Below are 13,728 nucleotides of genomic sequence, written 5' to 3' on the forward strand. Positions count from 1 at the left end.
TCAAGCAAATTTTTTCATAAAGCGATAAACAATTATACTTCGCATTAAAATCTTATAATCTGAATCCTTGTAATAATCGGTCCGTGCCCCTTGCTCAACCTTACGTAATGCCGACTGAATTAACTCACCATTTACATGCTCAAAGAACTGCTTATCTGCTTGCAACTCATGAAGCTCATTCACAAATGATGGCCAGTGTGGCACCATCCGGTGAACCCAATCAGCACCTTGAACACCCCGAACGCGTTGATTTAGCCTAACATTATCAGGTAGTAGATGTTCGGTGGACCTTCGAATGAGAGCCCGATCAAATCCATTCTGAACATATTGTCCTTCTGGTACAGATAAGCAGAATCGGACCACACGTAAATCATTCGTTGGATCGCGCTTCCATAAGCCATAACGTAAGGATAACTTGGAGGTCAATGTGTTACCTGCGTTCCAAGGAAAAATATTTTCGAATAAATTTCTTCGCTCCTCATAGAGATTAGGAGGATTGAACCATCCTGTCTGCTCGACACCGTATCGCTTCAGCTTTTTAAAAACACCTGAACGCTTAGCAAACTCATCACTAATTAGCGATGGAAATTGATAACGTGGACTATCTGGAAGAATTTTGTTTAATATCGGAAAACCTATTTTTGCGATCATAGGCAGCCTACGCAATCTATTCCCACCCGCATTTTTTGAATATTGATCCAATTCTTGAAATAAACGAACCCATTTCAGATTCTTCATAAGCGTAGCGTAATAATCGAGTGCAGTTCCCCAAGATACTGTAAAATTACCTCGATCACCATTTAATAACACGCCTACGCCTTGTTTACTGGCCTGTTCGAACATCCCCTTCAACCAGAACGAGTTCTCAAAAAATTTATAAGGCATCTCCAGAACATTGAGAAAGTCATCAATTTCGGAGTATGAATCTTTTCCTTCAAAATCTAAGATATGAGCGGAAATACCACCTACATGATCAACAGTAGATTGTATAAATGGACTTTCATTCGGCACTAATTGTTTAGCCGTGAAATCAACAAAATCTTTGGGAGGAATATAACTAAAGGTATGAATTGTTTTATTCTCAGCCCGTAGAGCCCTAGCAGCAAAACTAACAACTGCACCAGAGTCCAAACCTCCACTCAACTGAGAGCCAATATTACGATGAGTTCGCAATCTAGCGGTGACTGCTTGTTGAAACACTTCTTGAAAGGCTTCAACATATTCTTCATTCGATTTTAATTTCAAGGGTTTTCCTGGCGTGAGCGTGCAGTATCTCTTTAACTGGATGCTGTCCCGGGTTACCATAATGCTATGAGCTGGTGGCAATTGTTCGATCTGCTTATACGGAGTAGTCGCAGCATCTACGGTATCGATCATTCCCGTGATAGCTAGATATTCGGCAAGCCATTGTTCATTTAGCTCTTTTTTAATATGTGGTAATGACAACAGCGGTTCTATCGTCGAGCAAAAAGAGAACGACCGCTCCCCGCAATAGTATAAAGTTCGGTATCCCGAGAAATCCCTGGCCCCAAACATGCGCTGCTTTCTCTCATCCCAGATCATAAAGGCGAAATCACCAATTAAGTGCTTGGGACTTTCTTCGCCCCATCTATGGTACGCTAGTAGAATCAGCTCACTATCCGGCATCTTCGCTCTTCGTTCTCGTTCAACTTGTAATTTATCGAATAACTCATCACGGTTATCAATGATGGCATCCGCAGTGATTGCTAATTTTCTTGCAAAATCATAGTAGGGCAATCGTTCACCGACGGATTCTGGCGTTATCCATTGTGCATGACAGCCTAGGAATACGTGATCTTGATGCCATGTTTGAATATCATCTGCTGGAAATTTCTCTAAATCGAACATCATTCGATATCCATGCTCAATTTGAATTGGCTCTTGACTGTAGTTGTATATTCCAGCAATGGCACTCATCATTTCACCTTCTTCACATAATAGATATCTGAATCACCGGTTCTTATTAAAGAACGATACTATACATTTTAACTTAATATTTATTTACTTATACATCGTTCATAAGTTTCTCTTTCGATCACTGATTGTTCTTTATCGAGAACAATCTCAGAATATCATCTTCTTTTTGCACTGTCAACTGTTTCTTGCATCTTATTAATTTCACTTGAAAACATCATATTCGTTACGCTATACGAAAAATCAAATAGCGCTGCCATAGTATGTTTCACTGTATCAAAATCAAAAAAATGATAATAAATCCAATTCATATATCTTCTGAAGGACCTCTTATTATCTCTTAATGAGCTGTACTCCCACCATAGACGGACCTTCCACCCAATGTGTAGCTCTTTCGTATCTGCCAGATACGGAAAATGATGATAAACAATCGCCAGCATTCTGACGATCCTTCTCCTGGTTTTATGCGCTGCAGCATCCTTCGACAACCGAGTGTAATCTAAATTATCCTGCACATGAATCATCTGTCTAATATCCAAAAAATATTTAAGAGAACTCAGATTATGTCTCCAGCCATGCAAACAAATCATATAAAACGTATGGTAATCCGATAATTCCTTGATATACCGATATGGCTCCATAGGAATTGCTTGCTCCCAAAACTCGTCGATATTTAACTCTGATGTCTTTTCCTTCAACAAATCCCAATGAAGCTCAATGGTCAGAGGAATAGCGCTGTCAGGTATTTCTTTACTGAAGCTCCAATGGAAATGGGAAGGGATCCGCTCTTGCTCCGTTGTATAACCCAGTGACTTCACACAATGTATTGCTCTTTCCAGTTCAAATGGATGTACTAAAAGATCAATATCAGACGTAGCTCTAGCTCCTAGGTGTCCGAAATACTTTTCGGCAAACAGAGTACCCTTAAGGGGAACAGTCTGAATTCCCGCTTCTTCTAGTGCTTCTAATACGATTTTCGTTTGATTTCGGATAAACAAATTCAGATACAACGTTTCTTCGTATTTGCATTTCAACCGCTCCTGAAAAAAAGACGGCATGTGATCCAATTGTCCCCGCTGCTTTAACAGCCAATACATTTGCGGCCATATTCCAAAAAACTCAATATCCTCGAGTGATTTCTCAAAGAACTCTATGTCCTGGGGCATAGCTGCTCGCGGATCATATAATGCTTGTATCATAGTGATGATCAACAAGTTCTTCCCCTTTCTGAAATCCCTTCCGATGTAAACTGCGATACAGCCCATTCTCCAGAAGTAAGTCGCTATGCTTCCCGATTTGGACAATTTCCCCTTTGTCCATGACGATGATGATATCAGCATTCTTAACCGTCGATAATCGATGTGCAATGACAAGTGTGGTGCGGCCGACCATTACTCTTTGCAGCGCTTCCTTTACCTGTTGCTCTGTCTCATTATCCAAGGCAGAGGTAGCCTCATCCAGGAGAAGGATTGGGGCATTTTTTAGCACCGCTCGTGCAATCGCTATACGTTGCTTTTGTCCTCCGGACAATTTAATCCCTCTCTCCCCAATTTCGGTGTCATAGCCATGCGGAAGAGATATTATGTAAGGATGGATATTGGCAATCGTTGCAGCCTGCATCATCTGCACATCCGTAATGCCGTCTCGAGCTAATTGGAGATTTTCTCTTATCGTACCGCCAAAAAGGAAGGTTTCTTGAGAAACATGGGCAAATAAGCTCCTTAATTCCGAAGGCGTGAATGCTTCACTAGAACGATCATCAATGAAAATTTCACCTAACTGCGGTTTGTACAAGGCTAAGAGCAGATTAAACAAAGTCGTTTTCCCCGCGCCGCTCAAACCGACTATGGCAACGACCTTTCCGGCCGGAATCTGCAAATTCAAATGTTCAAAAATGTTACGATGTCCATCATAGCTAAACGTTATATCCTGAAATCGAATAGACTTCTCCAACGCTCTAGATTGGACGAATGCTGGTAAAGCTCTTGATTCTGTTGGCTGTTCCAAGATTTTGAATATTCTTTCCATTGCGGAAGATGATCGTTGAAAACCTGCCCATTGTCCGGCAAGTTCTGTCAGTGGATACACCAAATGGTTAACCAGGTTAACAAAAATTAGCAAAGAGCCTACGGTAAGATCACCTAATGAAACGTAGTATGAACCCATACAGAGGCTAACCAGGAAGGTTATCGAAGAAACCGCATGCCCCCCTACATAGAACCATCCGCGAAGTTTTGCATTACTCAATTCTAAATTGTAGAGTTTCTGATTTTTACTAACATATTTCGAAAATATTGATTTTTCCATCGTAAAGGATCGGATGACATGCAAACCGTGAAATGTTTCATTGAGAAGGCTGCTAATATTTCCTATTAGATCATGTACCAACCTCCCGTTATTACGGAGTAATAATCCAAAGATGACACCAAACAGCATCGAAAGCGGGGCAACTAGAAGACATATCAGTGCCAAATTCCAACTAATTTGCATCAAATAGATGAAAACAGCCAGATAAATAAAGGGGAGTCTAATAAGGTCAATTAAGCTTCTGCCAATAACACCGTTAATGCTATGAATATCATTGGTAAAATGAGACATGAGCTCTCCGGAATGGTGATTGGAGATATCCTTCCCCGTTAAAAGTAAGATATGTTTAAATAATCGTACGGAGAAATCCCTCTTCACTGCATTCGTTGCGATGGTTTCAAAAACAGTATTCAGATAAGTTGAAATAATACTTAATATAACAAAGCTAAGTCCTATGGGAATTAACCACTTCATACGCGTAAAATTACTTTGAATAGCAGCGTCCGTCAGGTTTCCAAAGAACCACGAATAGGCCAATGTTAGGGCGATATCCACGAATAATAGGAAAAAGAGAGCTGCATATGCCTTCCAGTGCTGTAGCATATATGGCGTCAGCAGCGTATAGGTTTTCCGAATATCCTTAAAAGTCAGATATTCTCTAATGGTATAAAGGTACCCTCGAATGATTCCATTCATATGGACACTCCACAGAAAGTCTAGGCTTGCTTACTTTCTCTTCGATTTAAATACACTCTTAGTAAACGCGATATCGTGGGAAATGCGATGACCATTTGCCCCCAAACATATGCGGCCAGATCTTTCACATAGATGGTTCGCCCATTGCGCAGTATCCAGGTCATTTTGCCAATCATCTGATCCAGCGCGATAGCCTCATCATGTGCTAAATTGGAATCTCCCTTACAAAGGTACTGCTGCTGGCGGTCCCTCGTTACCCATCGGCAAAAACGGTGGGCGACTAAGCCGCCATGAGGTGTTCGAAACAGGATGATATCGCCTTTCTTTATGTTCGCAGCCTCCGTGGATACAAACCGGCAAATATCCCCCTTTCTGATAAAAGGATACATACTCGTTCCTTGAGCCGGAAGTTCGATCCAGCCCCTCTTTTCCATTACTTGCGTAATAAGCTGAGGGAATTCCTTATGCAACTGCATATTGAACCAAGCCTCGCCGAATCATGTCGTTCATGAACGTTTCAATATCTTCTTCAACCGTTTCGTCGACGAATTCATACTCCTTCCGAATGGCTTCACTAATTGAGCTTACCGTTTGTGCAGTGCTAAGCAAAGACCAGCAGAATCCGCCTACGCCGTTTAACTTCGTTAAGTTATATTCATCTGTGTTCAAAATAATCCATTCCATATCCAGTTGAATAGACTCATAATCATTCATCCTAAGGTACTGGGTCATTACGAAATCAACTCCCAAAATGTATTGTTTTTTCGAAAATAGAGCTCACCAACTGAGACTGAATTGACCAAATGCTGCAGCAATTGGAGGATGGACGCGGTTTCTTCGGAGCTGTGAGACCAATAAAATATTTTATCCATGAGATTCAGAAATCCATTCGACTTGTTAAGCGGCAAAACCTGATTATCGATTGCCTGATTCAATAAATATATGCCTGCTAACGGACTAGTCTCCTGAGTGCTTGTTCGGTCCAGCTCACTTCGAAAAGGAGAATTAAACACCGTAATCTTCTCAGCCGTGATCTTCACAATTGTTGCTTCATCAGAAAAAAGCTCACGGGGATGTGATAACTTAGCGGCAGTCGATTTGCCTGCCCCTGAATGGCCTGCAAACATATAGGCTTTCCCTTTATCGATTACACATGACGAATGAATTAACAGTCCCCACTTGTGATGTACCATATAGGAGCTGTACATATTCATCAAGGCATGCTTGAGAGCTAATTCATTATGTACGGAGATTTTGGCATTGCGATAATCCGTACTGGTCTCGATCAAGTAATCAGCCCTGCGAAAAGAAATGGTATCCGCTTCTTTGGTTATCACCACGTTGTAGTCATCAAAGGGGACCCCATAGCCCTCTGTGAGTTGAATGTAGAGATCAGGCCTAACCTTCGATGACAATTCGGCCATGAAGTTCCTTTGAATCCATTTCTCAATCGTTTCTGAAAGACAACGTATTTCGATAAAATGCTCACCAATTTTGGTATACATACACACCATAATATATCCCCTCGGGACCCTATTTGTAATACGAGGTCAACGGCAATCTACCATTGACCTCTTTGGAAGAATAACTAGCTCTAACCGTTTCCTTTTCCTTTACCTTTATGAGGTCCGGTGTACGGAGGGAGAGGATAATTGATACCGTCATTCCCTGTGCCTGGGTGATTCAGGTTACCCTTGCCTCTATTCCAACTTTGGGCCGTCTCAAAACGAACCGGTTGTTGACTTAATACCATGGGACGCGTATACTGTCTCCGTTCCACCCTGGATTCCTTTTCCATTTTTTTCACCTCCTATCGTTTCAACGTTTGTACTAGTCTTCTTACTTCTCCAAATGGGGTATCTATAACCTCATAGAGACGAAGGTTTAACGTAGCTTCCAAGGTATCTGCATCGAAGGTCAGGATTTCTGTACCGCTCACTAGCTTTTTCTCACCAACGAACGAAAATACTTTCGATGTCATAATTCGGTTTGATCCATCCGCTACCTCTAATCTCAGTTTGGAAAAGCTCTGATCCACGACAATTTCATCCTGCAGCTTAATATCAAAATCTACACCTAACTTATAAGAATAATTAGGTCCGTTTCCTAAATTGAAGCTTCTTTGCAATGACGTGTCATTTAATTTGACCTGAAAAGGATAGAAAGCGAGGGTACTGTCTGTTGTATCCATAACTTTCGTCCTGAATGCCGCGATGGTGAAGTTATAAGGCTCAACCTTTTTGCCATCAAGAATCTCCATCGTTAGACGCTCACCTGTCTCAGAGTTTGGCACGATGTACGTATAGTAGATAACGTAGCTAATATTGGGGATCAGCAGATCTACTTTCGTATCTTGCCTAGTACCTGAGAACTTTTTACCGTTAGCAATTGTTAATACCGTCTGGAATGAGGGGACTGGGACGGAATCGCCACTTTTATTCAATAATTTAAACTTGGCAACTACGGATTTGAATCCGCCGCCTGCGCTTTCACTCATATTCAAGTCTACCATGGATACCTCAATATCAGATCGAATTAATTGACTGATTGGATCGAACTGAATCGGCTTATTCAACTCATAGGACCCCACTGGGTTTAGTAAGCGAGTTGAATTGGTTGCTCCAACTAAATTGATCATCAATCTGCCGATTGTATAAGAGATATGTGTTTTATCATCTGCTACAAAGTCTTCCGGTGTTAGCACCGTTAAGTTTTTCAACTCAGCACGACTCTTGACCGGTATGGCATAGTGCACATAATTTTTCTCACCAGGATCTAGTATAAGGTCATCTTGTTCCAGTCTTTCACCAATATATACTTTATTCCCTGACTTCCCATTTATTCGAAAATCAGGTACGCTGATGGGCTTGTCTCCAATATTGGTTGCAAGGAAGCCTACTACCGTTTTGATCCCATCAGGCGTATTCTGTTCATTCAAGCTCACTGGTTGATATTGAATTTTGTCCGTAAGCATAGGGATTGTGAACGTATCCTGCCACTGCTTGATTTGAGCAGGGTCTGATAGATTCGCTTTCTCCCCTTTCCACTCCAGATCCGTGATAGGCAAAGAGATAATTTTCTTTTCTACCTTCGGATAGACGAATTCATCCACATCCGACCATGATAGCTCGTTTAAGGCAAATTCGTCATATCGATCTACGACATTCAAATAGCTAAGCTCGATGGTTTCTTTAGGCTGAATATTCCTCGCATTTGCTTGACTAGGACGCATGATGTATTCCAGACCCTCGTTCGTTTTGACACGAACTTCATACTCAGGAACACCGACTAAGCGCTCGCCAGCGTTATAGTAACGAACAACAGCGCCAATCTTAGTTCCTTCTGTAGTTGGTTCATTTAGTACGCTTTTAACATCAACTTGAAGAGATTCCGTCAGCTGGTAACGACTAAGTGTGAAAGACTGTGAATACTTCTCATCAGCAGCAACATGGAAGGATGCCGATGGAATGACCAGAGAGACAGCGAGGATGAACATTATCGTTGTTTTTTTCCAATGTATTTTCAAATAAAGTCACTCCATTTTTATTTATTGCTCTTCAACTGCCGCTACTTGAACTTTCGCTTTATCCATTAAAGCGCTAGGATTGGATTTCACAACCATCTCGCCTTCTTTAAGACCAGAAAGCACCTCTTGCTTAGGTTCGTTCACTCTACCCAGTTGAATGTTACGTTTCTCGACAGTATCACCCGAGAGCACATATACGTAAGCATTATCGCCTTCTTTAACAATGCTATAGGTTGGTACCGTCACCACAATGAGATCCTTTTCCTCCGACAGTTGAAGCTTCAACTTCATACCTGGCTTTAAGAGAAGATCCTTGTTAGGTACTTCAAGATTAATTTCATAAGCTTTCGTTTCAGGATCGATAACTTTCGAAAGATAACTAATAGCCCCTTGATACTTCGTTTTGTTATTAGGAAGAAAGTACGACATCTCCGTCTTCCCACTAGTTAGCTTCATCTCTTCATCTGATAGCTGAGACTTAATTTTGATAGGATCCAGCCTTTGAATCATAGCAATCTGGGCTCCTGACTGAATGCCCATTCCAGCTTCAAATGGCATCTCCGTCATCAGACCGCTGACCGTAGCTTTTACTTCAAGATTCTGGATCGATTGCTCAACCTGTTGCAAGGTAAGTTTGGCAGCCTTCAGTTGCGACTCCAAATCTGATGTTATATCAACGGGCTCAAGTGTTTGTAATTTAACCTTCATTTGGTCTAGATCCATCCGAGCATTCATCATCTGAGTTTCCATTTGGTACAGCTGGGCTTTGGTTGCTAATCCAATATCAAAGTCATTCTTCATCTTATTGTAGCTGCGGACAAGTGATGCCATCCCTAGTTCCATTTTTTGAATGCCATTACTTAACTCAGATTTCTGATTATCCGTTTCTTTCTGTCCTCTTACTTTTGCTTTTTCAATCGCATCCTGCAGCGTCTTAACGGAGGTAGCGGCGGCTTCCCGTCCTGCAAGCATTTCGCTGGATTTCAACTTCAGAATGACATCGCCTTCTTGAACCATATCGCCACGCTTCTTCATAATTTGCTCAATCTCACCAGTTGTTTTAGACATAATTTTAAATTGAGCAGAAAATTGTACTTCAGCGACGCGCTCTGTCGAGTCACCGATTTTTTGTTTAATCACCTTGAACACTCTAACCGCTTGTTGCGATTGATCGGTATAGACTGAATTTGCGTCTGTATTCTCGATCGCAGTGTCCGAACATCCAGCCAAAATTCCAATACTGAGCGTTAAAATAGAAGCTATTCTTACAGTTCGCGACTGTGGCTTTCTTCTTTTTTGTCTCATTCGCTATAAACTCTCTCCCCTTACTTTATTTTTTCAAAAGAATTGATTAGAGATAAGCATCTGCCTGATTATCTTTCACTTCATTAAGTACAACGCCAATCAACTTCATATTCGCTAACATAAGCTCTTCTTTCACTTTCTTCGCAATGTCACGTTTGACTTTGCCATATTGGGCAATAAGTAGGACACCATCACTCTTGGATCCCATAATTTTGGCATCTGTAATTGTCAGTAGCGAGGAGGAGTCAATAATGATAATATCGTAGTTTTCTTTCAGCGTTGCGAGTAGGGTATCCATTAACTTAGAGGCTAACAATCCCGAAGGATTCTGAGTCCTTGATCCCGATGGGATTAATTCGAGATTCTCCACGATCGTCTCTCGTACGATTTCATTCATGGAAATCTGTCCTTCCAGATAGTTCGTGAGCCCCTGACTAGGTTCAACGCCAAAAACCAAGTGAATCGTTGGATTTCGCAGATCTGCATCAAGCAGCATGACCTTATTCCCAATCTGAGCATAAGCGACCGCTAATTGAACCGCAGTTGTTGTCTTTCCCTCACCCCGACTTGCTGAAGTGATGGTAATGGTCTTTGCCTCACGACCGAATACCGAGCATTCAATGTTAAATCTCAATGAACGGTAAGCTTCTGAGGTAGAGGAATTATGGAGAATTTGCTTCAAGGCGACAGAAGTCGAATTAGTAGATAGTTTTCGCATATGGAATATCCTCTGCTTTTTTACTTAATTTATTTTTCCGTTTCAATTTCATCTTCCCGTACTTCGCTTTCGGTATGTAGGCTAAGGTTGAAAGTCCGAATACTTCTCGAATATCCTCATCCGTTTTCAATGTATCATCTAATGCATCCAACAGCAGAATGATACCAATTGTAGCAGCCAAGGAGGCAAAAAAGCTTAGGATGATATATTGATTCGACTTCTGATTCACAGGAGTAGGATTGTCCTGAACTTTGGCTCGATTCAGAATCGTAATATTATCAACCTTCATGATATGAGGGATTTCTGTTTGGAACACATCTGAGACAGCGTTTGCGATGCCAACAGCTCTTTCATGCGAGAAATGTCGCACTACAATCGACATCACTTGCGTATCATTTAAATTGGTCACGTTGACGATTGAAATTAATTGATCCGTTGAAACTCGTAAATCAGGGTAACGTTGGACGACCTTGTCCATAATAGCTGGGGTCTTAATGATTTCTTTGTAGGTATTGATGAGCGCCATATTCACACCGATCGCACCATAATCGATCTGTTCCGTACCTAGTTGATCTTGCTCAAATGTTTTATTCACAATTAATTTCGTTGATGCCTGATAGATTGGCACATAGTTCGAAGTTGTATACATACTTGTAAGGAAGGTACAAATAAAAACGACAATAACAATAAGCCACCATCGCTTCTTTATGACCATCAAATATTCCTTAAAATTAATTTCCATGATTCCCCTCCATTAAGTCTATTTCGTTTTGTTATGATACTATTTGTATCTTAATTGTTACTCTTACTTTAAGATACTTTTCGTATCATGTCAACACAATATTATCGTTTTTTAGTTCCAAATCGTATCAAATTTAAACGAGCTGTAGAATGCAAAAAGCAGCACTTCCTCCTAGAGGATAGGCTGCTTTTACTAGGTAAAACTCCTTAATTATCTCATTCCCATCGATGCTACGCGGACTGACTCACCCGCACCTAATCTTGAAACTAGCAGAGCTTGCTGCAACAGCAAAGCTAGCAGCTTCCGCATGGAGCCAATACCGATTTTACCCATAATATTGGCAAGGTGAATTTTTACTGTTTTCTCACTGATACAGCAATTTTCGGCAATTTCCTTGTTGGTATAACCATATGTAGCAAGTAAAGAAAGGATTTCGATTTCACGTTGAGTTAGACCATAGTTGGAATAGAATTGAAGTAAAACGTCTGACTTTTCTGAGATCATTGGCTTCATATGACAACTTCCTTTATATGAATGTGTCTTTCTCGACTGAGATCAAGAAAGGTATTTTCGATTTTCACGAGTGGATTCGTATCATCCGTTGGATTGATATAGACGACTTCGCCCCAGCGGCCATCCGTGAGAAGCACTTGCCGGCCTACTAGATTATAGATGATATTCTGTAAAAAAACGGAAACAATATGCGGATCTAATTCGCCGAAGAAACCTTTCCTTAAGCGACTGACGACCTCGTGAAAAGGCATCATTTCATGATAGGGCCTCTTCGATGACATCGCGTGGAATACATCTGCAACAGCTACGATACGGCTCATTTTATCTAGTTGACTATCTTGCAGTTGCAGGGGATATCCCGTGCCATCTGCTCGCTCATGATGCTGAAGGGCAACCAGAGCTACACGAAAGTTAATGCCTACCGTTTCACGCAGCATATTATATCCAAGAATGGTGTGCTTTTTAATTTCTTCATATTCTTCCGTTGTTAATTTACCCGGCTTCATGAGAATTTCTTGAGAAATTTTGATTTTACCCACATCATGCATGGTTGCTGCTAAGGATAGAAGGGCCACTTCTGTATCCGCGAGCTCCATCCATTTGCCAATTAGCGTCGAAAGAATGCCCACGCCTATATTGTGTTGATGGGTGTATTCATCCTTCGCTTTGACGGCTTGAAATAATTGAAAGAGATCCGGATTTTCGGCCGCCTGCTGGACGATAGGAATTAATTCTGACTTAATCTCAAGCAGCGGTATTTTCTTTTGCGTCTGAATACGTTCGAATAAGTCTTTGGCATATTCCGTCGCTTTTTGAACAAGATGATTCGCGTCATGAGCAGGTGCGGATTGCTTCTGGCCATCAGGCATGGTCGTGGTTACGATATCCATCGTATCAATGCGATGCTGCTTAAATAAGTCCAAATGCTCTTGATTGAGAACGGTATGGATAGGAACTAAGACTAGCCCATAACTTGTTGTCACATCATATCTTAATCGTTTACCCAATAGGTCTCTCAAGAAATCCCGCTCCAATAATTTCAAAATCGTACCAATTTCCATTATATACGACAAATTCCATCATATATATGGGAGAATCAACCTATATTTCGACAAAGTATCCTAGGTTAAATTTCCCAATTAAAATTATTATAGCATTCCTTATAGGTCTAGTGATCCTTAACTTTTGTTATTTGCTATCCGTGACATCCGTCTATCCCCCTGCATATAGTAAGTATCGACAATCCGCATTTACCTAAGGAGGACTTCACGAATGGCTTCGAACAAAAAACAAGAACTGCGCGACGTAGAGCTTGAAACTGAGATTTCACAAAGCGCGGCAACGGAATCGGACTATCCAACTTCTTATTATCCACAAGATACGCCATACCCTTACGGCTATCCTGTACCCCAATACTACGGCTGGGTACCCGCCTATGATCCACGCGGCTTAGGTGGCTTCGGCATCCCTGGCTTCCCAGGAACTGGCGGCATGATACCTGGATTTCCAGGTGGGCAAGGCGGTTTCGGTGGCCCTGGTGGATTCCCAGGTGGACCAGGGTTCCCTGGCGGTCCGGGCGGTTTCCCGGGTGGACCCGGATTTCCAGGCGGACCTGGCGGCTTCCCGGGGGGACCAGGATTCCCTGGCGGACCTGGCGGCTTCCCAGGTGGACCAGGACCCGGATTTCCACCTCCAGGACCTGGACCAGGGCAAGGCGGATTTCAACCGCCAACCGCTGCGCCACCATCCCACATTCCTAATAAGCCGCTTAAAGCGCCGGGTGTATATGCCGTAGATCCAGGCGGTATCTCCCGCTGCTTGTTCAGATTCACGTATGTCTGGCAAAGCAACGGACAACAATACTGGTATTTCCCAGTGTTCGTTGGACGGACATCGGTTTCTGGATTCCGCTGGACCGGATTCTCATGGATATTCTTTGGGATTGATTTACGTTTTATTGACTCTTTTACTTGTTAATTCTTCATA

General features: G+C 41.8%; 14 protein-coding genes. 1 reads left to right on the top strand and 13 read right to left on the bottom strand.

The features are described from left to right. The 13 genes from ACSQ8P_RS29590 to ACSQ8P_RS29650 all read right to left on the bottom strand — a co-directional run bounded on the left by ACSQ8P_RS29590 (position 1) and on the right by ACSQ8P_RS29650 (position 12,803). Positions 1 to 1,938: a lasso peptide isopeptide bond-forming cyclase gene (locus ACSQ8P_RS29590; RefSeq protein ID WP_436239633.1), complete on the bottom strand. Its 1,938-nt coding sequence runs from the start codon at positions 1,936 to 1,938 to the stop codon at positions 1 to 3. A 155-nt stretch (positions 1,939 to 2,093) separates the two neighbouring features. Beyond that, the gene (locus tag ACSQ8P_RS29595) at positions 2,094 to 3,134 is read right to left on the bottom strand and encodes a nucleotidyltransferase domain-containing protein (protein WP_436238462.1); all 1,041 of its coding nucleotides are present in this window, start codon (positions 3,132 to 3,134) and stop codon (positions 2,094 to 2,096) included. Then, complete coding sequence (locus tag ACSQ8P_RS29600; RefSeq protein WP_436238463.1) at positions 3,115 to 4,938, bottom strand: ABC transporter ATP-binding protein; 1,824 nt, start codon at positions 4,936 to 4,938, stop codon at positions 3,115 to 3,117. Before ACSQ8P_RS29600 ends, ACSQ8P_RS29595 begins: the two co-directional genes overlap by 20 nt. A 20-nt stretch (positions 4,939 to 4,958) precedes the next feature. Continuing rightward, positions 4,959 to 5,327, bottom strand: a complete 369-nt coding sequence (locus tag ACSQ8P_RS29605) for a signal peptidase I (RefSeq protein WP_436238464.1) — start codon at positions 5,325 to 5,327, stop codon at positions 4,959 to 4,961. A 73-nt stretch (positions 5,328 to 5,400) separates the two neighbouring features. Continuing rightward, positions 5,401 to 5,670, bottom strand: coding sequence for a PqqD family protein (locus ACSQ8P_RS29610; RefSeq protein WP_436238465.1), 270 nt, complete (start codon positions 5,668 to 5,670; stop codon positions 5,401 to 5,403). Further along, positions 5,670 to 6,452, bottom strand: a complete 783-nt coding sequence (locus tag ACSQ8P_RS29615) for a hypothetical protein (RefSeq protein ID WP_436238466.1) — start codon at positions 6,450 to 6,452, stop codon at positions 5,670 to 5,672. Before ACSQ8P_RS29615 ends, ACSQ8P_RS29610 begins: the two co-directional genes overlap by 1 nt. Positions 6,453 to 6,532: 80 nt before the next feature. Continuing rightward, on the bottom strand, positions 6,533 to 6,736 hold the full coding sequence (locus ACSQ8P_RS29620; protein WP_436238467.1) for a hypothetical protein: 204 nt from the start codon (positions 6,734 to 6,736) through the stop codon (positions 6,533 to 6,535). A 12-nt stretch (positions 6,737 to 6,748) separates the two neighbouring features. Next, on the bottom strand, positions 6,749 to 8,464 hold the full coding sequence (locus tag ACSQ8P_RS29625; RefSeq protein WP_436238468.1) for a hypothetical protein: 1,716 nt from the start codon (positions 8,462 to 8,464) through the stop codon (positions 6,749 to 6,751). Positions 8,465 to 8,485: 21 nt separating this feature from the next. After that, positions 8,486 to 9,769, bottom strand: coding sequence for an efflux RND transporter periplasmic adaptor subunit (locus tag ACSQ8P_RS29630; protein WP_436238469.1), 1,284 nt, complete (start codon positions 9,767 to 9,769; stop codon positions 8,486 to 8,488). Positions 9,770 to 9,815: 46 nt separating this feature from the next. Then, on the bottom strand, positions 9,816 to 10,487 hold the full coding sequence (locus ACSQ8P_RS29635) for a CpsD/CapB family tyrosine-protein kinase (protein ID WP_436238470.1): 672 nt from the start codon (positions 10,485 to 10,487) through the stop codon (positions 9,816 to 9,818). After that, a complete protein-coding gene (locus tag ACSQ8P_RS29640; RefSeq protein WP_436238471.1) occupies positions 10,468 to 11,229 on the bottom strand; it encodes a YveK family protein in 762 nt (253 codons plus the stop codon). The genes ACSQ8P_RS29635 and ACSQ8P_RS29640 overlap by 20 nt, the downstream gene beginning before the upstream one ends. Positions 11,230 to 11,439: 210 nt before the next feature. After that, on the bottom strand, positions 11,440 to 11,742 hold the full coding sequence (locus tag ACSQ8P_RS29645) for a helix-turn-helix domain-containing protein (RefSeq protein ID WP_436238472.1): 303 nt from the start codon (positions 11,740 to 11,742) through the stop codon (positions 11,440 to 11,442). Continuing rightward, complete coding sequence (locus ACSQ8P_RS29650) at positions 11,739 to 12,803, bottom strand: HD-GYP domain-containing protein (protein ID WP_436238473.1); 1,065 nt, start codon at positions 12,801 to 12,803, stop codon at positions 11,739 to 11,741. The genes ACSQ8P_RS29645 and ACSQ8P_RS29650 overlap by 4 nt, the downstream gene beginning before the upstream one ends. 211 nt (positions 12,804 to 13,014) lie before the next feature. Here ACSQ8P_RS29650 and ACSQ8P_RS29655 point away from each other — a divergent pair, with 211 nt between their 5' ends. Then, the gene (locus ACSQ8P_RS29655) at positions 13,015 to 13,719 is read left to right on the top strand and encodes a hypothetical protein (RefSeq protein WP_436238474.1); all 705 of its coding nucleotides are present in this window, start codon (positions 13,015 to 13,017) and stop codon (positions 13,717 to 13,719) included. Positions 13,720 to 13,728 lie beyond the last annotated feature (9 nt).

The sequence above is a fragment of the Paenibacillus sp. LjRoot153 genome, from assembly GCF_964253085.1.
Taxonomy (GTDB): Bacteria; Bacillota; Bacilli; order Paenibacillales; family NBRC-103111; genus Paenibacillus_E.

What these genes read in the sequence shown, in the direction of transcription:
- ACSQ8P_RS29650 (WP_436238473.1), bottom strand. Translation starts at nt 12,803, where the DNA reads ATGGAAATTGGTACGATTTTGAAATTATTGGAGCGGGATTTCTTGAGA.
- ACSQ8P_RS29620 (WP_436238467.1), bottom strand. Translation starts at nt 6,736, where the DNA reads ATGGAAAAGGAATCCAGGGTGGAACGGAGACAGTATACGCGTCCCATG.
- ACSQ8P_RS29645 (WP_436238472.1), bottom strand. Translation starts at nt 11,742, where the DNA reads ATGAAGCCAATGATCTCAGAAAAGTCAGACGTTTTACTTCAATTCTAT.
- ACSQ8P_RS29655 (WP_436238474.1), top strand. Translation starts at nt 13,015, where the DNA reads ATGGCTTCGAACAAAAAACAAGAACTGCGCGACGTAGAGCTTGAAACT.
- ACSQ8P_RS29600 (WP_436238463.1), bottom strand. Translation starts at nt 4,938, where the DNA reads ATGAATGGAATCATTCGAGGGTACCTTTATACCATTAGAGAATATCTG.
- ACSQ8P_RS29590 (WP_436239633.1), bottom strand. Translation starts at nt 1,938, where the DNA reads ATGAGTGCCATTGCTGGAATATACAACTACAGTCAAGAGCCAATTCAA.
- ACSQ8P_RS29640 (WP_436238471.1), bottom strand. Translation starts at nt 11,229, where the DNA reads ATGGAAATTAATTTTAAGGAATATTTGATGGTCATAAAGAAGCGATGG.
- ACSQ8P_RS29615 (WP_436238466.1), bottom strand. Translation starts at nt 6,452, where the DNA reads ATGGTGTGTATGTATACCAAAATTGGTGAGCATTTTATCGAAATACGT.
- ACSQ8P_RS29630 (WP_436238469.1), bottom strand. Translation starts at nt 9,769, where the DNA reads ATGAGACAAAAAAGAAGAAAGCCACAGTCGCGAACTGTAAGAATAGCT.
- ACSQ8P_RS29635 (WP_436238470.1), bottom strand. Translation starts at nt 10,487, where the DNA reads ATGCGAAAACTATCTACTAATTCGACTTCTGTCGCCTTGAAGCAAATT.
- ACSQ8P_RS29595 (WP_436238462.1), bottom strand. Translation starts at nt 3,134, where the DNA reads ATGATACAAGCATTATATGATCCGCGAGCAGCTATGCCCCAGGACATA.
- ACSQ8P_RS29610 (WP_436238465.1), bottom strand. Translation starts at nt 5,670, where the DNA reads ATGACCCAGTACCTTAGGATGAATGATTATGAGTCTATTCAACTGGAT.
- ACSQ8P_RS29605 (WP_436238464.1), bottom strand. Translation starts at nt 5,327, where the DNA reads ATGTATCCTTTTATCAGAAAGGGGGATATTTGCCGGTTTGTATCCACG.